Source organism: Cupriavidus sp. H18C2, assembly GCF_049393795.1.
Taxonomy (GTDB): domain Bacteria; phylum Pseudomonadota; class Gammaproteobacteria; order Burkholderiales; family Burkholderiaceae; genus Cupriavidus; species Cupriavidus pauculus_C.
Genome location: NZ_CP186011.1, coordinates 1,404,362 through 1,422,796 on the forward strand (window position 1 = coordinate 1,404,362; position 18,435 = coordinate 1,422,796).

Consider the following 18,435-nt stretch of genomic DNA (forward strand, 5'->3'; position numbering starts at 1 on the left):
TTCACAGGGTGCCTCCGGTGGGCTCGGCCGGGCCGGCGTCGCGAGCGGCCTGCCGCGCCAGCTTCTTCTTGCTCTCGCGCTCCAGCCCCCAGAAGAACATCGGGATGAAGAAGATGGCGATGATCGTGGCGCCGAGCATGCCGCCGATCACACCGGTCCCCAGCGACTGGCGGCTGGCGGCCGACGCGCCGCTGGCGATGGCCAGCGGAATGCAGCCCAGGATGAACGCCAGCGACGTCATGATGATCGGCCGCAGCCGCAGCTTGGACGCCTTGACCGCCGCGTCGTACGCGCTCAGCCCTTCCTTGACGCGCATCTCCACCGCGAACTCGAAGATCAGGATCGCGTTCTTGGCCGCCAGCGCGATCAGCACCGTCAGGCCGATCTGGAAGTACACGTCGTTCTCCATGCCGCGCAGCAGGATGCCGACCAGCGCGCCGAACAGCGCGAACGGCACGGCCAGCAGCACGCCCAGCGGCAGCGACCACTTCTCGTACTGCGCCGCCAGGATCAGGAACACCATCAGCAGCGCGAACGCGAACACCATGGCGGCGGTGGAGCCGGCCTTCTTTTCCTCGTATGCCTGCCCGCTCCACGCGTAGCTGTAGCCCTCGCCCAGCACCTCGGCGGCAATCTCCTCCATGGCCTGCAGCGCCTGGCCCGAGCTGTAGCCGGGCGCGGCATCGCCGGTGATCTTGGCCGCCGGGAAGTTGTTGAAGCGGGTGACCAGGTCCGCGCCGGCCACCCAGCGCACGGTCGTGACGGCCTTGATCGGCACCATCTCGTTGCGGGCGTTGCGCACGTAGACCTTGTCCAGGTCCTCGGGCCGCGACCGGTACTCGGGCTCGGCCTGCAGGATCACCTGGAACAGGCGGCTGTTCTTCGGGAACTGGCTCACGTACAGCGAGCCGAACATCGTCTGCAGCGCCGAGTACACCTGCTCCACGGGCACGCCCTGCGTCTCGGCGCGCTCGCGGTCCAGGTCCACCAGCAGCTGGCGCGACCGCGTGTTGATCGTCGTGCTCACGCCGCGCAGCTCCGGCCGCTGCCGCGCCTTGGCAATGAACGCGCGCGTGCGTTCCTCCAGTTGCTGGTAGGTGCCGTCGCCGGTGCTTTGCAGCCAGAACTCGAAGCCGCCCGTGGTGCCCAGCCCCGGGATCGACGGCGGGTTGACCGGTATCACCAGCCCGTCGCGGTAGGTGGAAAACTCCTGCGTGGCCTGCGCGATCAGGTCCGCCGCGCTCTCGCCCTTGCCGCGCTCGTGAAAGCCCTTCAGCGTGATGAACAGCGTGCCGGCGTTCGACTTGTTCTGCGAATCGATCAGGCTGTAGCCGTCCGGCACGGCCACCGATTTCACCGCCGGCTGCTTCTCGAACCACTCCGCCGCGCGCCGGGACAGGGCGCCGGTGCGATCCAGGCTGGCCGCGTCGGGCAGGATCACGGCGCCCAGCAGGTAGCCCTGGTCCTCCACGGGCAGGAACGACGACGGAATGCGTACGAACATCAGCACGGCCGCCACGACCAGCGCCACCACGATGGCCAGCGAGATCACCGTGCGCCGGATCACGGTCTGCACCGCCGAGCCGTAGCCTTCCACCACGCGGTCGAAGCTGCGGTTGAACCAGCGGAAGAAGCGGTTCTTCTCGTGCGTGCCGGGCTTGAGCAGGATGGCCGCCAGCGCGGGCGACAGCGTCAGCGCCACCACCCCGGACAGCAGCACCGACACCGCCAGCGTGATGGCGAACTGCTTGTAGAGCTGGCCCGTGATGCCGGACAGGAACGCCACCGGGATGAACACGGCCAGCAGCACCAGCACGATGGCGATCACCGGCCCGCCCACCTCGTCCATGGCGGCCTTGGCGGCCTCCTTGGGCGGCATGTGGAACTCCATCATGTTGCGCTCGACGTTCTCGATCACCACGATGGCGTCGTCCACCACGATGCCGATGGCCAGCACCATCCCGAACAGCGTGAGCATGTTCACCGAGAAGCCGAACGCGGCCATGGCCGTGAACGTGCCGATGATCGACACCGGCACGGCCAGGATCGGCACCAGCGTGGCGCGGAAGCTCTGCAGGAACAGGTAGACGACCAGGATCACCAGAATCACCGCGTCGCGCAGCGTATGCACCACCTCGTTGATCGACTCGTGCACGAACTCGGTGGTGTCCAGCGCGATCTCGTATTCCAGCCCCGGCGGGAACGTCTTCTTGGCCGCCTCCAGCGTCTTGCGCACCTCGCCGGCCACGGCCAGCGCGTTGGCGCCGGGCTGCTGGTACACGGCCAGCAGCGTGGCCGTCTTGCCCTGGTAGCGGCTGCGCAGCGAGTAGTCCTTGGACCCCAGTTCGGCCCGGCCGATGTCCTTGAGCCGCACCAGCGCCGCGTCGCCGGAGGCCGCGCGCAGGATGATGTTCTCGAACTCCTGCGGCTCGGTCATGCGTCCCTTGGTGGCCACCGGGAACGTCTGCTTGACCGGCTCCGACGTGGGCGACTGGCCGATCCGCCCCGCCGAGAACTGCTCGTTCTGGTTGGCCACGGCGTTCTTGACGTCCTCGGCCGTGATGCCGAGCTGCGCCATGCGGTCCGGCTTGAGCCAGATCCGCATGGCGTAGTCCGGCGTGCCGAAGATCGACGACTGGTTGGCGCCCGGAATGCGCTTGAGCGCGTCCAGGATGTAGATGCTCGTGTAGTTGTCGACGAAGGTCTGCGGGTAGCTGTTGTCCGGCGAATACACCGCGATCACCATCATGAACGCCTGCGAGCGCTTTTCCACGGTCACGCCCTGGCGCGTCACGGCGTCCGGCAGCGTCGGCAGCGCCAGGTTCACGCGGTTCTGCACGTCCACCTGCGCCAGCGACGGGTCGGTGCCGATCTCGAAGAACGTGGTCAGCGTCATGTTGCCCGTGGACGAGCTGGTGGACGACATGTACAGCATGTTGTCCGCGCCGTTCACCTGCTGCTCGATCGGCGCGGCCACGTTCTGGGCCACCACCTCCGAGCTGGCGCCGGGGTACGTGGTCGACACCGTGATGCTGGGCGGCGTGATCTCGGGAAACTGGGCAATCGGCAGGTTGAACAGCGCCACCATGCCGCCCACCACGATGATGATGGACAGCACCGACGCAAAGATCGGGCGGTCGATGAAGAAGTGGGACAGCTTCATGACGCGGCACCCTTCGCCGGCTGGGCCCCGGCCGGGGCCGTCGGCGCGGCGGCGGGCGGCCCTGGTGGCGCGGCGGGCGGCCGCGCCCCGTCGGTGGCCTGCGGAGCCGCCGCCACGGGCTTGACCGGCGCGCCGGGCGCCAGCCGCACCGAACCGTCGACGATGACCGTGTCGCCTTCGCGCAGGCCCGAGCGGATCACCCAGTTGCCGTGCGACCACTCGCCCACGTCTACCACGCGCGACTCGGCCTTGTTGTCCTTGCCCACCAGCCATACCGACTGCCCGCGCTGGCCCTGCACCACGGCCTCCTGCGGCACGGTGATGGCCCGCGTGCGCAGCGCGCCCATCACCCGCACGCGCACGAACTGTCCGGGCCGCAGCATGCCCTGGCCGTTCGGCATCTCGGCTCGGATCAGGTAGGTGCCGGTCTCGGAGTTGAACGACGCATCGGCAAACGCGATATGCCCGCGCCTGGGATAGACGCTGCCGTCGGCCAGCACGATCTCCACCTCCATCGCGCCCCGGTCGGGCAGCTTCAGCGTGCCGGCCGCCGACTGCGACTGGAAGCCCAGCACCTCGTTTTCCGACAGGCTGAAGTTGATCCAGATCGGATCGAGCTTGGCCACGTAGGTCAGCAGGCTGTTCGAGGGGTCGATGTACGAGCCCACCTGCTTCTTGGCGTAGCTCGACAGGCCGTCCACCGGCGACATGATCGTGGTGTAGCCCAGGTTCAGCTTGGCATTGGTGACATTGGCCTTGGCGGCCTCGACGGCGGCGGCCGCCGCCTGCTCCTGGCCGGTGGCGTCGTCCAGGTCCTTCTGGCTCAACGCGTTGCGCGCCGCCAGCGGGCGCACCCTGGCCAGGTTGGCGCGCGCGGTGGTAAGCCGGGCCTGCTGCTGGGCCAGTTCGGCCTGCGCGGCCTCCAGCGCCGCCTTGAACGGCTTCTGGTCCATCCGGAACATGACCTGCCCGGCCTTGACCAGCGCGCCCTCGGTGTACAGCCGCTGTTCCAGGAAGCCGTTGACGCGCGCGCGGATTTCCACCTGCTGCGAGCTTTGCGTCTCGCCGACGTACTCGTACGTGAGCGGCACGTCGCGCAGCGCCACCTTGACGACGCCCACCTCGGTCACCGGCGGCGCGGCCGGGGCCTTGGCCTCGTGGCGGTTGCAGGCGGCCATGGCCAGTCCGGCCGCCGCCAGCCAGACCCCCAGGCCGCGCATGGATTGCAGACCGCTTGCCATCGTCGTCCCTCCCCGCGCGCGGCCCGCGCGACTAGTTGAAGCGTTCCCGCAGCAGCAGCGCGTTGAGCTTGTGGCCGTTCCAGAACACGCCGTGGATGCGCGGCACGAAGTGCTGCAGGGCCACCATGTCCACCGTGTTGAACGTCAGCGTCATGCCCGGCCGCGTGCCGTCGCCCTCTTGCCGCTCGATCGCGTCGAACGGCGGAAAGCCATAGCGTTCGAGGAATTCGCGCACCTGTTCCTCGGTGGTGTCGGGATGGAGGTTGGAAAGCATCAGTATCGCCATTTGCCAGTCCCCCTGGTTGGCCTGCGGGCCGCGTCCTGACAAGAGTGCGCCCGCCGCCGGCTGCTTGGCAATTGGACCAAGGACCAAAGGCATGGGGCTACAGCATCACGCTGCGCACCAGCCGGATCAGCTGGTTGGCGTCGAACGGCTTGCGCAGGTAGCCCACGGCGCCGGCCGCCAGCGCGCGGTCGCGCACCTCGGGCAGTTCGTGGGCGGTGATGAAGATCAGCGGCAGGCCCAGGCCGGCCAGCTGCTGCTGCACTTCCAGCCCGTCCACGCCCGGCATGCAGACGTCCAGGATCACGCAGCTCGGGCGGTACGCGGCCGGGCCGTGTATCCGGGCCAGGAAGGCGTCGCCGCTGGCAAAGGTGTCCGCCGCGATGCCGGCCGCGTGCAACAGCCGCGCCGTGGAGCGCGCCACGGACGCATCGTCGTCGACAACCGCCACGAATTTTCCGGTAGGACCCATGTGCGAGCGGCGCAGCCGATGGTAAGCATGTATCTGCCTAGGCTACGAGACCCGCGCGGCGCGCGATATTGGCCCATGGTCCAGCCGCGGCGCGCTCAGGCGGCCGTGTCGGCCACCATGCCCATGCGGTCGGCAATGCGGACCAGCGCGGGCAGCGAATCGACCTCCAGCTTCTGCATCACATGGGCGCGATGCACCTTGATGGTCTTCTCCACCGTGCCCAGCCGGTTGGCTACCTGCTTGTTGCGGAACCCGGTGACGATCCACGCCAGCACCTCGCGCTCGCGCGGCGTCAGGCGATCCACCTTCTTGCGCAGCTCGCGCAACTCGCGCGCCTGCGTGAACTGGCGCGCCGCGCATTCGCAGCCGCGCGCCACCGACGCCAGCAGTTGCACGTCGGACACCGGCTTCTGCAGGAAGTCGATGGCGCCGGCCTGCATCGTCAGCACCGCGCTGGCCACGTCGGCGTGGCCGGTCAGGATGATGACCGGGATGCGGCTGCACAGCGCCTGCTGCAGGTCGATGCCGCTGATGTCGGGCAACTGCAGGTCCAGCAGCGCGCAGCCCGGCGTGCTGTCCAGGTCCGCCTCTTCCAGGAACTGGCTGGCCGAGGCAAACCCCGCCGTGAGATAGCCGTGGGCCGCAAGCACCCGGCCCAGCGCGCGGCGCACGCTGTCGTCGTCGTCGACGATATGGATGGTGGTCCTGGTGGCAAGCATGGCGGTGCTATCTCCTGGAGGTGGCGGTGCGCAGGCGGGATGCCATCGTCGCGGGCGCGGCGTGGTGGGCAGTGGCCGCCTCGGTGCGCAGCAGGCATTCGAAGGTCATGCCGATGTCGCGGTTGCGGATGGCGCGCAGGCGCCCGCCGTTGCGCTCCATCAGCGCGCGGCTGAACGACAGGCCCAGCCCCATGCCGCGCGGCTTGGACGAGAAGAACGGCCGGAAGATCTTGTCGAGGTCGCCTTCGCTGACGCCGCAGCCGTTGTCGCGCACGGCTATCAGCAGCAGGCCGTCGCGCGCGGCGGCCGACACGTTGACTTGCCGTGCGACGCCGGACGGGGCGGCCTGCACGGCGTCCAGCGCGTTGACCAGCAGGTTCAGCAGCACGAGCTGGATTTCCATCGGGTCGCCCATCGCACGGGGCAGCGCCGGGTCTGCCGCGCCCTGCACCGTCACGCCACGCGCCCGCGCTTCGTCGCGCACCAGCTCCAGCGCGCGGTCGACCACGTCGGCAATCGGAAACGCCACCAGCCGGGGCGCCTCGCCACGGATCAGCGCGCGCACGCCCTTGACGATGTCGCTGGCACGCGAGGCGTCGGTGACGATGTCGTCCAGGATCTCGCGGATTTCGTCCTGCGCCGCCGCGCCCGACATCAGGTACTCGCGCGCGGCCTGGGCATTGCTGGTAATGGCCGTCAGCGGCTGGTTCAGCTCATGCGCGAGCGATCCCGCCAGCTCGACCATCCCCGGCCGGCTGGCGGTGTCGCAGAGCGGGCTGCCTTCCACCATGCGCAGGCGGTCGGCCGGGCGGCGCGGGGCTGCCGTGCGGGGCAGCGCCACGAACGCCAGGGCCATGGACGCGCCCGCCAGCAGCAGTGGAATCCATCTCATGGCCGCGCCCGCTCAGATATCGAGCTTGCTGATCTTGGTGCCTTCTAGCGAGAGGTTGGCCATCAGCCCGGCATTGGTCAGCATGAAGCCGACAATCGGGGCGCGCGCCGTGTTGGTGTCGATCTGCCCGTTCGCGCCGATCGTCGCCAGCGCGATGGAGCCGTCCACGCCGGCCGTCCACCCCTTGCTGGCCTGGAAGGCCCGCAGCGCGTCGTCGGTCATGAACATCAGGATCAGCGCCTTGGACTGTGCGCCCGCCAGCAGGCCGAACTGCGCGCTGGTGGTGCGGTAGTAGCCCACCGACGCATTGTTCACGCGCAGCGCCCCCTCGCCGTACTCGGCGCCGACGATGAAGCCGCCGGCCAGGATCTTCGGGAACACCAGGATGCCCTTGGCCTGCTGCGCCAGCGCCTGCGCGGAGCTGGCCGACGCAAACAGCTTGCTCATGGTGCCGTCTACGCCGGCATCGATCTCCCGGCGTTTGGCCGCCGCATCGCTGCCGGACGTATTGGTGGTGCAGGCGCCCAGCAAGGGCGCCAGGCTCAAGGCGGGCAGACTGATGAACAGCCGTCGATTCATGATGATCTCCCTGTTGAGAGCGGGAGCCGGTCAGGGGGCATGAATGATTGGACTGCCACCGGCGCACGGCCAGACCGTGGCGCCGCCAGATCGATGAAACGTCCCTGTGTTGACCTACCCCACGCCGAATTGCGATCGTCAAATACGATCGATTCCTGTTGCTTTTTCTGACTCGTTTGTTTGTGCCATATCACGTTAGGTCGGCGCCCTGCCGATTGCAATCTCTACTTGCCATTCCGTGTAAAGAGCTTTCGAGCGTGAATAAAATCTTTCTTAAGGCGCGGCGATTTTCATCGGCCGCTTAATTAAGCAGCCGTCAATCCAGGCGGAAACAGGCGGGAGAAAAGCCGGGCTCAGCGCGTGGCCGCGGTGGGCTGCGCCGCCGGCATGGCCGGCACCGGCTGCAGCAGTTCGGGCGCCACCTTGCTCCACCCGTTGCCGGGGTCGAACGTCGTGATGGCGGCGGCGCGCGCCGGGGTGTCGCGGCCCAGGTCGCGTTCGTAGACCTGGCCGTCGTGGCTGACCATGAAGCTCTTGATGCCCGTGTCGCCATAGCGGGCCGGCCACGCCAGCACCGCAAACCCGCCGAACAGCTTGCCGTCGACCAGGTACGTGTACCGGCCGCCGGGCGCCGCTGGTCCCTGTCCGGTCAGCAATTTGTAGCGATAGCCGTTGTAGCCGTCCGACCCGCCGCGATGGCTGGTCACGGCGTCGATGAACGCGGGGCCCAGGGGGCTTTCGGGCTCGCCGGGCCGGGTGGGCCAGTACAGCCCATCCTGCTTGCCCGGCGAACTGACGAGCTTGCGCGCGTAGACGACCAGCCCGCCGCCGTCGTGCCGGCCCAGCGCGTACTCGTGCTGGGCGTCGTAGATCGCCAGCATGGTCTGGATGGTCGACAGCTCGTTGCGGCCGATGCGCCGCAGCCGGATCTCGTCGCTGCCGGCCCGCGCGTCGAAATGCCAGCGGCCGTTGGTCGACACCAGCGGAATCGGCAGCGTCCAGCCGTCGTTGCCCACGGCGATGCGCGCGCGGCCATCGTCGCCCCGCACCACGCTGTGCGACTGGCTCCACGCCGACAGGAAGCGGTAGCGCAGGTCCGCGCCCACGGGCGGGATCATGCGCCGCGCCGACGCGCCCAGCAGCGCCGTCATCGCAGCATCGTCGCTGGTCGCCACGGCGTCGCCAAAGGCGTTCATCGCGGCCTCCGGGGTGTCGAAGCCCTTCTGCGCCAGCGCCGGCAGCGCCAGCGCGAGCCCCAGCCCCAGCGTGACCAGAGCGCGCGCCAGGCGCAGCCGCGAGTTTGCTGTCATTGCCCGCATGCGTTCCACCCTGTGGTCGTCATCGCCATGCCCGGTCACCGGCGGCCGCCGCGGCCACCGCCGCCGCCAAAGCCACCGCCACGCCCGCCGCCGCCCCCGCTGAAGCCGCCACCGCCCCGGCCTCCGCCGCCCCCGCTGAAGCCGCCGCCGCCACCGCCCCGGTTGGCCGCCGTGTTGCCGCCACCAAAGCCCCCGCCGGCGCTGGCGTTGCCGCGGTCGAAATCGCGCTGCGCGCCGCCGCCGCCCACGCCCTGGAATGCGTTGTCGCGTCCACCGCCGCCGTAGCCGCCGCCTCGGTCGCCACCGCCGCCGCCCCGGTCCGCCGTGGACAACCGGTCACCTCCGGCCCCCTGCCCGCGATTTGCCGAGCGATCCCCGGCCCCCCCGGCGCGATCCCCGGCACGGTCTCCTGCCCGGTCGCCCGCCCGGTCGCCGGCACGGTCGCCGGCCCGATCCCCGCCCCGGTCCGCCATGCGGTCGCCGGCGCGATCCTGCCCGCGATTGCCCGCCCGGTCGCCCCGGTCACCGGCCCCCTCGCGCCCCCTGAAGTCGTTGCGCCGGTCCGCGCCGCCCACGTTGTTGCCGAATTTCTCGCGCGTGGCGTTGTCGCGGTAGGCCACGCCCTTGCGGTGGCTGGAATCGTGCTTCCACTTGTTGCCGCCCTCCACCTTGGTCCGGTCGAAGTTGCGGTCGATGTTGGTGGCGCGGTTCACGTCGATGTTCACGTCCCCGCCGCCCCAGTTGCAGTCGCCGAAGATGGCCCCGGCGGCGGCCAGCCCCACGCCCCAGGCAAACCCGGTCATCAGCGCGGCGCCCGGGTAGTAGGCCGGATACGGCGGCCAGTAGTACGGCGGGTAGCTCGGGTACCCCCAGCTGCCGTAGACCACGGTCGGGTTGTAGGCCGGCACGTAGATGACCTGCGGATTGGCCGGCTCGATGACGATGGTCTGCGGCGTGGCCGCGCCCTGGGGTGCCTGCTGCACCACCACGTTCTGCTGCTCGTTCGACTTGAGGTTGCCCGACTGCTGCGCCTTGGCGCGCAGCCGCTGGACGGCCGCCAGCACGTCCTTTTCCTGCGCCAGGAAGGCGTCGCCAAGCTTCTGCGTCCAGTCGAGCTTGTCGTTCAGCGGCTCCAGCACCTGCGGAAACGCCACCAGCGACTTCACGCTGACATCCCACGGCTGGTCCTGCACGGCCTTGACCGCCGCCTCGCCCTTGAGGCTCGCGTTGGCCTTCTGCCAGCGGGCGGCCTGCACGATTTCCAGCGGATAGGTCGACGCCATCAGCACCTGGGACAGCACCGAATCGGGATAGAGCGCGATGGGCGCCACCAGCGCCTCCAGCTCTTCGGGCTTGAAGGTCGGCGCCTGGGCCGACTGGGGCGCCTGGGCCGACTGCGCCGCTTGCGGCGATTGGGCCAGCGCAGCCGGCGCCACGGCGCTGCCCAACCCCAGCAGGCACGCCAGCATCCACCGGCCGATGCCACGCCCGCCTCGCATGGGTGGCATACGTCGCATATCCTCAGTACGTCGCACGCTGCCCAACGTCATGGCACCCCCCTCCCAAATGATGCCGCCTGCTCCCGTTCCAGCTTTCAGCACAACATATAGATGGCGCACCGCGGCGCGGCAATGGAACCTTGGTCCAATACGCAGGCGCGGCCAGCCGGGTTACGCTGGCCCCCATCGCCGAACCCCGCCGGGCGCCGCCCCGGCCGACCGCATGGGCCGCCTGCCGTTACCAGCAACCGGTGTCGTCCGTCGGGGGTGCCTGGCTGCACTGCTGCCCTGGCTGCTGCTGGGCGGCCTGCCCGCGCACGCCCAGCCCGCCCAGGACCTGCGGGTGGCCTTTGGCCCCGGCGTGCAGCGCCAGGCCAACGCGGTGCTGACGCTGATGAGCTTTTCCGTCGTGCCGGACCTGGCGTCCAGTTCGCTGTCGATCACCGACTCGCAGACCGCCAACCCGGGCATGGTCATGTCCCAGCTGGGAGGAGGGTTCACGCTCAGCAAGTCGGTGCCGGTGTACATGGAGGGGTCCATCGCCTACAGCCGCTACGACCCCACGTTCGTGGCATCGAACGGCACCGAATCGCGCGAGCTGCCCACGCGCTGGAACACCGTGGCCGGCACCATCGGCATCGGCTGGGACTTTCCGCTGACGGCCAGCAGGGAACTGGTGTTCCGGCCGATCTTCAACGCGTCGCTGGGCAATGTGTCCAGCGACCTGCGGCTGGCGCAGGGCTTTGTCGACCGCAAGACAGACCGCGACATCAACTTCCTGGACGGCGGATCGCTGAACGCCTACGGGCTGGGCGGATCGGTGATGATCGACTGGGAACACTACCGGCCCGAGCACGACATCGACCTGGAACTGCGCTACACCAATATCCACCTGCGCAGCTTCGGCGGGTCGTCGGAGGCCGTGCAGGGGTCGGCCAATGCCCAGACCGCCAGCCTGTACGCGCGCTGGCGTGCTCCCACCGGCTGGCACGCGCTGGACCGGCCCGTGCGCTATGTGCTGGAACTGTCGCATTCCCACTACCTCGGGGCGCAGGCCGGCGCGCTGGGCTTCGACTACCTGACCACGCTGGGGATGGGGCTCGAACTGGACACCAGCGCGCATGAAGTGTTCGTCACCCGGGTGCGCGCCGTGGTGCGCTACGTGTTCGGCAACAACGTGTCGGGCATCTCGCTGGGGCTGGCGGCCAGCTTCTAGGCGCCTCGGGTCGGGCGCCGGAGCCTGCCTTACCCATCCTCGGAAACATCCGAAATTCCCCGCAATCCCCCCCACTTCGCAGTTCCCTGAATTCTTTCCCCGCAGGCCGACTTCGATTGACCGGGCCGGTGCCGATGCCTTACGGTTGCCCCCGTTGTTGAAGATCACAAGGCGCGGGGCGCGGTCCGGCACGATGTGCGAGACGCATCGGCACTGACCGCGCCCCAGCCAGCCATCGTCCTGCACGGCGACCAGCAAGCCCTTCGCGTCACAACACTCCCGCCCCCCTTCGACCGCCCTCGCGCGCCTGTCCTGCGACAGGTGCAACGGATGTTCACGTCCGTCCGATCGTTGTCTTCCATGCTGGAGTTCAGTTGTGCAGCAGAAAATCGTTTCCTCCTCGATCCGCGCGCTGGTGTCCGGGGCCGCGGGCACCGGCTCGGTCCTCTCGCTCGCGGCGTTGCCGCATGCCGTCCAGGCGCAGCCGCTCAGGCAGTTGCCGGCCGTCACCGTGACGGGCCAGTCCACCGCCAATACCAACGATGCCGGCACCGGCGTCGCGCGGCTGCCCGACACGGTCCGGGAAACGCCCAAGACCATCCTCGTGATCCCGCGCGACCTGCTCGACCAGCAGCAGACCACGTCGCTGGAGCAGGCGCTGAAGAACGTGCCGGGCATCACCATCTCCACCGGCGAAGGCAACGGCGGGCTGAACGGCGACCAGTTCCGCATCCGGGGGCTGACGGCCAAGGGCGATATCTACCTGGACGGCCTGCGCGACTTCGGCGCCTACCGGCGCGACAGCTTCAACCTCGACAGCGTCGAAGTCATCAAGGGCCCGTCCGGCGAGAGCTTCGGCGTGGGCAGCCTGGGCGGCATCATCAACCAGACCTCGCGGCGCGCCGGCCCCGGCACGCACACCAGCATCGACCAGAGCTTCGGCTCCGGTACGACATTTCGCACCACGGTGGACGGCAACTACGCGCTCGGCGAGACGTCGGCGCTGCGCGTGACCGGCCTGTTCCAGGACGGCAGCAAGCCGGGCCGCGACCACGTGGACGACGACCGGCGCGGCATCGCGCTGGACCTGGGGCTCGGGCTGGGCACCCCGACCGAATGGCACCTGAGCTACGCCTACCTGCACCGCAGCGGGCCGCCCGACTTTGGCATGCCGATGGCCGAGGGCGACGACGGCGTCTACCGGCCGATCACCGAATACGGCGTGCCGGGCCTGTCGTCGTCCACGTCCTACGTGCGCAACACCGACCGCGACTTCGGCGACGCCCACGTGGTGACATCGGCGCTGGAGACCAGCCTGGGCAACGGCATCACGCTCCACAACGACACGCGCTTCAGCTTCTACCAGCGCGATTTCTCCAGCACGAACCCGGCCGCCGTCAACAACGCCACGCTGCGCAGGCTGCTGGCCGGCGGCAACGCCAGCCTGCGTTACGGCGCGCGCGGCGGCAGCACCTACCTGCAACGCGGCTGGGGCGTGCAGAACGTGCTGACGGCCCGGGGCGAGTTCCACACCGGCAGCGTCCGCCACCGCGCCATGGCCGGGCTCGACGCCAGCTATCAGCGCGACCACCGCGACATCGGCACCTGGACGGGCCGGCTCAACAACCAGACCATCGTCAATCCGGCGTTCGATGCCAGCCAGAACGCCAGCGTCAGCTACGGCGGCGTGCGGCGCGACGCCAACGCCACGGACGTCGGCGTGTTCCTGCGCGACCGCGCCTGGCTGACGCAGTCGTTCTCGCTGCTGGGCAGCCTGCGCTGGGACTACTTCCGCAGCGAGTACGCCAGCAGCGCGTTTGCCACCGGCGGCACGGCCGACGCGAAGAAGCTGAGCCCGGCCCTGAGCGCCATCTGGGAGCCAACCGACGACACGATGTTCTACGCGGCGTTCTCGCGCGCCTACCGGCCCGTGGGCACCGACATCGCGCTGGCCGTGGGCGGCGTGCAGACCGAGGTGCCGCGCGCCGGGGCCAGCAACACGCCCGAGCGCTCCGACACGCTGGAAGTGGGCGCCAAGCTCGACTTCCTGGACAAGCGGATCGGCGTGACCGGCGCGCTGTTCCAGATCGACAAGGACAACGCCTACACCGAGGACCCGGTGACGGGCGAGGTGGTCAACGGCTTCTCGGAATCGGGCGAGGGCCGCCGCATCCGGGGGGTGGAACTGGGCCTGACCGGCCGCATCACGCCCCACTGGACGGCCAACGTGGCGTACACCTACCTCGATGGCAAGGTCACGGCCGCCACCAATCCGGCGCTGGTCGGCAAGGAGGCGCCCGGCGCGCCGCAGCACAACGTCACGGTCTGGACCGCCTACGACATCCCGCAGTCCATCGTGCCGCTGCCGGGCCGGCTGACCATCGGCGGCGGCCTGCAGTACGCGTCGCCGTACTGGGCCGATTCGGCCAACAAGGGCCGCGTGCCCCACACCCTGTCGCTGGACGCGATGGTGTCGTACCGCCAGGGCCGCTTCCGCGCGTCGCTGAACGGCTACAACCTGACCGGCCGCGTGAACTACCTGTCGGCGTTCAACGCGTCCCGCGCGGTGCCCACGGCCGGCCGCACGTTCCTGCTCAACGTGGGCATGACGTTCTGACCGATCCCCACGACGTCCCTTACCACGTCCCCGCAAGGGTCCCACCATGCTGATACAGATTCCCGATGTCCTGTCGCCGGACGAAGTCCGCGCCCTGCGCCAGCGGCTGCAAGCCGCGACATGGATCGACGGCCGCGCCACGGCCGGCGACCTGGCCGCCCAGTGCAAGGCCAACCTGCAACTGCCCGTGGACGACCGCGAGGCGCTGGCGCTGGGCGACGCCGTGCTGCAGGCGCTGGGGCGCTGCCCGGCCTACCACTCGGCCGCCCTGCCACTGCGCGTGCTGCCGCCGATGTTCAACCGCTACGAGGCCGGCATGACGTTCGGCACGCACGTCGACAACGCCATCCGCACGATGCCGGGCACCGGCGGCCTGCGCATGCGCGCCGATGTCTCGACCACGCTGTTCCTGTCGGACCCTGATGAATACGACGGCGGCGAACTGGTCGTCGAGGACCTGTACGGCACGCACACGGTGAAGCTGCCGGCCGGCCACATGGTCGTGTACCCGGCGGCGTCGCTGCACCGGGTCACGCCGGTCACGCGCGGCTGCCGCTGGGCGTCGTTTTTCTGGGCGCAGTCGATGGTCAAGGACGACGGCATGCGCACCACGCTCTACGCGCTGGACCAGACGATCCTGGACCTGCGCGTGCGGCTGGGCGACGGCGACCCGGCCGTGCCGGCGCTGGTGAACCACTATCACAACCTGCTGCGACGCTGGGCGGAGCTATGACGACGATTCCCGCCGATACGGTCGCGCTGCGCGACTACGAACGCCGCTTCCACGAGCGCGTGCCGCCGGCCATCGCCGCCTACGTGGCCGGCTACGCCGCCGATGGCCTGACCCAGCGCGACAACCGCGTCGCATTCGACCGGCTGCGGCTGCTGCCCCGGGCGCTGGCCGACCTGTCGCAGCCGTCGGCGCGGACGGAGCTGTTCGGCCAGCCGCTCGACTACCCGATCCTGATCGCGCCCACTGCCTGGCACAGGCTGGTGCACGCTGACGGGGAACTGGCCACGGTCCACGCGGCGTCGCTGGCGCGCACGTGGATGACGGTCAGCACGCAGGCCAGCGTCACGCTGGAGGACATCGCGCGCGCCGCAGCCACCACGCTCTGGTTCCAGCTCTACCTGCAGCCGCGCCGCGAAGACACGTTGACGCTGGTGCGCCGCGCGGAGCAGGCCGGCTACCAGGCCATCGTGCTGACCATCGACGCGGTGGTCAGCGGCATCCGCAACGTGGAACAGCGCGCGGGATTCCGGCTGCCGGACGGCATCGGCGCGGTCAACCTCGCCGGCTTTGCGCCGCCGGCGCCGGTCGATGCCAGCCAGGGCAGCCCGGTATTCCGCCAGATGCTGCGCGATGCCCCGACGTGGCGCGACGTGGCGTGGCTGTGCAGCCAGACCGTGCTGCCGGTGCTGGTCAAGGGGCTGCTGCATCCGGCCGATGTCGTGCCCGCGCTGGACGCCGGCGTGTCCGGCATCGTCGTCTCCAACCATGGCGGCCGCACGCTCGACGGCGTGCCGGCCACCATCGACGCGCTGCCAGCCGTGGTGCGCGCCGTGGATGGCGCGGTGCCGGTGCTGCTGGACGGCGGCATCCGGCGCGGCACCGATATCGTCAAGGCCATCGCGCTCGGCGCCCGCGCGGTGATGGTGGGCCAGCCCGTGCTCCATGCGCTGGCCGTGGGTGGCGTGCCCGGCGTGGCCCATATGCTGACCGTGCTGCAGACCGAGCTGGAAGTGGCGATGGCGCTGCTGGGCTGCGCCCGGCTGGCCGCGCTGCCCGGCACGGTGCTGCCGCGCGCCGGCTAGCGGCAAGGGCCCGGCCATGTCCAGTTGTCCGCCCGATCCCAGGGCCGCCATCGTCGAGGCAGCCGCGCAGGTGCTCGCAGCCGACGGGCCAGACCGCTTCACGGTGGAAGCCGTGGCGGCGCGGGCGGGCGTCGACATCGACGCGCTCCGTCAGCATTTTCCGAATCGGGACGCGCTGACCGTGGCGCTGATCCAGCGCGAAACGCAGCGCTTCCGGCGCGAACTGGCCGCCGCGCTGGACCAGCGCACCGCCAAGGCCACGCTGGAACTGGTGATCTCGGCGACCGTCCGGCTGCAGTGGCAGCGGCCCGGGCTGGCGCGGCTGCTGGACGCGGCCGACGAGCGGCCAGCGCTGCGCGGCGAGGTCAGCGACGCCGAACTGCGGCGGCTGTTCACCGAGATCGTCACCCAGCTCATCTTTCCGGACCACGTGCGCGTGGACGTGGTGGCGTCCGACCTGTTCGCGATGATCGTGGGCATGGTCGATGCCGCCGCCGGGCGTGGCGAGACCGACATCCCGTTCCTGGAACACCGACTGCGCGCGGCCGTGTTCGGCTACCTGGCGCGCGTGGGCAAGCGGAGACTATGAGTGGACCGGCAGCGTCACCGTCACGGTGGTCTGGCCATCGCCCGACGCCACCGCGATGGTGCCGCCGTGCACTTCCACGATCGAGCGGCAGATGGCCAGCCCGATGCCCATGCCGTCGTCCTTGGTGCTGAAGAAGGGCTCGAACACGCGCGCGAGCTTGTCCGGCGCGATGCCACGGCCGTTGTCGACAACCTCGATCACGGCAGTCGCGGCACCCGCCGGCCCGCGCCGCGCGCGCAGCAGCACCCGGGCGCTGCCCGGCGGCCCTTCGCGGCGGGCTTCCACGGCATTGAGCAGCAGGTTCAGGATGACCTGCTGGATCTGCACGCGGTCACCCTGCACCGGCGGCAGCGTGGCGTCGAGGTCGAGCTGCAGGTCGATGCTGGCGTCGTGGATGCGGCAATCGGCCAGCGGCAGCACGTCTTGCACGGCGTGGTCCAGCCGGAACGGCTCGGGCGTGGCCGGCTCGCGGCGCATCAGCGCGCGCAGGCTGCGGATCACGCGCTCGGCGCGCTCGGACTGTTCCTGGATGCGGGCGATGCCCTCGGTCACTTCGTCCGTGGCCGGGACGGGGCGGCCCATCCAGCGCTGGATGGCGCCCGCCTCGATGCGGATGGCGGTCAGCGGCTGGCGGATTTCATGCGCGATGGACGCGGCCAGCGTGCCCAGCGTGGCCACGCGCGCCAGGTGCACCACCTGCTCCTGCAGGCACTGGATGATCGTGGATTCGGTGTAGCACGGCCCCGCGTGGGGATGGGCGCCGCTCAGGTTCTCGTGGATGCGGCGCTCGACGGCCAGCGCCACGTTGCGCACCATCTGGATGGCCTCCTGCTCGTAGGCCGACCCGGGGGGGGCGGGGGGCTTTGCGATGTCACAGCCGGCATCTCCAGTTTTGCGGTCACGAAGCGCCGCTCGCGCGGCAGTCCACGCCAATCTACGCGATGCCGGCGCCGTTGCCTTGTCGATTTGTGCCGCGCGGGGGCCTAGGCGGGCTGGCGGCGGCGCCAGAGCCCCGGCGGCATGCCCATCTGCCGCGCGAACACGCGCGTGAAATGGCTCTGGTCGGCAAACCCGCAGCCCATCGCCACGTCGGCCAGCGGCAGGCTGGCGTCGCGCAGCAGCCTGCACGCCAGTTCCATGCGGCGCGCCATCAGCCACTGGTAGGGCGTCTGGCCCGTGGTGTCGTGGAACGCCCGCGAGAAGTGGCTGCGCGACAGCCCGCAGGCATCGGCCACTTCGGCCATCGACAGGTCGCCGTCGATCTTGGCCGCCAGCATCTCCTTGGCCCGCGCCACGCAGCGCGGCGACAGCAGCCGGTTGGCCTTGGCCGACGCCACCGGGTCGCCGCCGTACTGGCTCACCAGGTGCGTGCCGATGCTGGCGCTCAACTGGTCGATGTACAGCCGGCACGCCTGCTCGGGGTAGCACAGCGCCGGCACCAGCGCCTGCGCCAGATGGGCCAGCACCGGGTCGGCGCGGCCGGCCGTCTCGTCCAGCCCGCGCAGCCGGCCGCGCCCCAGTTCGCTGCTGGTGCGCTCGATAAAGCTGCGCGGCAGCTCCATCAGCACGAAGTCGAAACAGGTCTGGTAGTCGGCCTTGTAGTCCTCGGCCAGGCTGCGGATATAGATATCGCCGGTGGCAAAGTCGTGCGTGCGCGCGTGGCGGCCCTGGACGATGCGGCGGCGGTGCCCGGCGCGCAGCGCCACGCCCGCCACGAAGCCGCGCTCGGCCGCCGCCATGGCGATCTGGCCGGCCTGCTGGCCCGAGGTCTTGCGATGGAACTGGAGGTCGCTGCCGGCCAGCGACTGGTTGGCGTGCAGCTTGTCGGCGGCACAGCCGAAGGCGTCGACCAGACCGTTCGGACCCTTCGGAGCGGAGGAGGTGCTGAGTGTCGACATGCTGTGCCTTCCACGAGGATTCCCGATGATGCCGCCCGTTTCTTACTGGATCCTTGCAGAAGCGGGGGCCGGCGCACGATAGCACGGGCCCCCGGCGCCCCTTTCGGCGCCGGGCCGGTTATCGCACAATACC

At 69.9% G+C, this 18,435-nt stretch carries 16 protein-coding genes; 5 read left to right on the forward strand and 11 right to left on the reverse strand.

The genetic code is table 11. The annotated features are described in order from the left end of the window. Position 1 precedes the first annotated feature (1 nt). The 9 genes from EPAKOI_RS22875 to EPAKOI_RS22915 all read right to left on the reverse strand — a co-directional run bounded on the left by EPAKOI_RS22875 (position 2) and on the right by EPAKOI_RS22915 (position 10,167). Positions 2–3,163, reverse strand: coding sequence for a multidrug efflux RND transporter permease subunit (locus tag EPAKOI_RS22875; RefSeq protein WP_313838709.1), 3,162 nt, complete (start codon positions 3,161–3,163; stop codon positions 2–4). Continuing rightward, the gene (locus tag EPAKOI_RS22880; RefSeq protein ID WP_423193786.1) at positions 3,160–4,404 is read right to left on the reverse strand and encodes an efflux RND transporter periplasmic adaptor subunit; all 1,245 of its coding nucleotides are present in this window, start codon (positions 4,402–4,404) and stop codon (positions 3,160–3,162) included. The genes EPAKOI_RS22875 and EPAKOI_RS22880 overlap by 4 nt, the downstream gene beginning before the upstream one ends. Positions 4,405–4,435: 31 nt before the next feature. Beyond that, entirely contained in the window at positions 4,436–4,678 is a 243-nt protein-coding gene (locus tag EPAKOI_RS22885; protein ID WP_423193787.1) for an RNA recognition motif domain-containing protein, read from the reverse strand. A gap of 109 nt (positions 4,679–4,787) precedes the next feature. Continuing rightward, on the reverse strand, positions 4,788–5,159 hold the full coding sequence (locus EPAKOI_RS22890; RefSeq protein ID WP_423193788.1) for a response regulator transcription factor: 372 nt from the start codon (positions 5,157–5,159) through the stop codon (positions 4,788–4,790). 95 nt (positions 5,160–5,254) lie between these two features. Further along, positions 5,255–5,878 (reverse strand): response regulator transcription factor, encoded by a 624-nt coding sequence (locus EPAKOI_RS22895; protein ID WP_124686047.1) that lies wholly within the window; start codon positions 5,876–5,878, stop codon positions 5,255–5,257. 7 nt (positions 5,879–5,885) lie between these two features. Continuing rightward, the gene (locus tag EPAKOI_RS22900; RefSeq protein ID WP_423193789.1) at positions 5,886–6,770 is read right to left on the reverse strand and encodes a sensor histidine kinase; all 885 of its coding nucleotides are present in this window, start codon (positions 6,768–6,770) and stop codon (positions 5,886–5,888) included. A gap of 12 nt (positions 6,771–6,782) precedes the next feature. Further along, positions 6,783–7,349 (reverse strand): BPSL1445 family SYLF domain-containing lipoprotein, encoded by a 567-nt coding sequence (locus tag EPAKOI_RS22905; protein WP_423193790.1) that lies wholly within the window; start codon positions 7,347–7,349, stop codon positions 6,783–6,785. Between the two features lie 353 nt (positions 7,350–7,702). Further along, positions 7,703–8,659 carry a DUF2950 domain-containing protein gene (locus EPAKOI_RS22910; RefSeq protein WP_423193791.1) on the reverse strand — a complete coding sequence of 319 codons (957 nt, stop codon included), beginning with the start codon at positions 8,657–8,659 and terminating at the stop codon, positions 7,703–7,705. Positions 8,660–8,703: 44 nt separating this feature from the next. Further along, entirely contained in the window at positions 8,704–10,167 is a 1,464-nt protein-coding gene (locus tag EPAKOI_RS22915; protein ID WP_423194564.1) for a DUF3300 domain-containing protein, read from the reverse strand. Positions 10,168–10,390: 223 nt separating this feature from the next. Here EPAKOI_RS22915 and EPAKOI_RS22920 point away from each other — a divergent pair, with 223 nt between their 5' ends. The 5 genes from EPAKOI_RS22920 (at position 10,391) to EPAKOI_RS22940 (ending at position 16,404) form a co-directional block, all read left to right on the forward strand. Further along, positions 10,391–11,383 (forward strand): hypothetical protein, encoded by a 993-nt coding sequence (locus EPAKOI_RS22920; RefSeq protein ID WP_423193792.1) that lies wholly within the window; start codon positions 10,391–10,393, stop codon positions 11,381–11,383. A gap of 376 nt (positions 11,384–11,759) precedes the next feature. Beyond that, on the forward strand, positions 11,760–14,000 hold the full coding sequence (locus EPAKOI_RS22925; RefSeq protein WP_423193793.1) for a TonB-dependent receptor: 2,241 nt from the start codon (positions 11,760–11,762) through the stop codon (positions 13,998–14,000). Positions 14,001–14,046: 46 nt separating this feature from the next. Beyond that, on the forward strand, positions 14,047–14,733 hold the full coding sequence (locus EPAKOI_RS22930; protein WP_313838699.1) for a Fe2+-dependent dioxygenase: 687 nt from the start codon (positions 14,047–14,049) through the stop codon (positions 14,731–14,733). After that, positions 14,730–15,815: an alpha-hydroxy acid oxidase gene (locus tag EPAKOI_RS22935; RefSeq protein ID WP_124686041.1), complete on the forward strand. Its 1,086-nt coding sequence runs from the start codon at positions 14,730–14,732 to the stop codon at positions 15,813–15,815. The genes EPAKOI_RS22930 and EPAKOI_RS22935 overlap by 4 nt, the downstream gene beginning before the upstream one ends. A gap of 16 nt (positions 15,816–15,831) precedes the next feature. Next, positions 15,832–16,404 carry a TetR/AcrR family transcriptional regulator gene (locus tag EPAKOI_RS22940; RefSeq protein WP_423193794.1) on the forward strand — a complete coding sequence of 191 codons (573 nt, stop codon included), beginning with the start codon at positions 15,832–15,834 and terminating at the stop codon, positions 16,402–16,404. Here the strand turns inward: EPAKOI_RS22940 and EPAKOI_RS22945 are convergent. Further along, positions 16,399–17,220: a sensor histidine kinase gene (locus EPAKOI_RS22945; RefSeq protein WP_423193795.1), complete on the reverse strand. Its 822-nt coding sequence runs from the start codon at positions 17,218–17,220 to the stop codon at positions 16,399–16,401. The two genes, EPAKOI_RS22940 and EPAKOI_RS22945, sit on opposite strands and share 6 nt — an antisense overlap. 167 nt (positions 17,221–17,387) lie before the next feature. Further along, entirely contained in the window at positions 17,388–18,302 is a 915-nt protein-coding gene (locus tag EPAKOI_RS22950) for a helix-turn-helix transcriptional regulator (RefSeq protein ID WP_423193796.1), read from the reverse strand. Positions 18,303–18,435 lie beyond the last annotated feature (133 nt).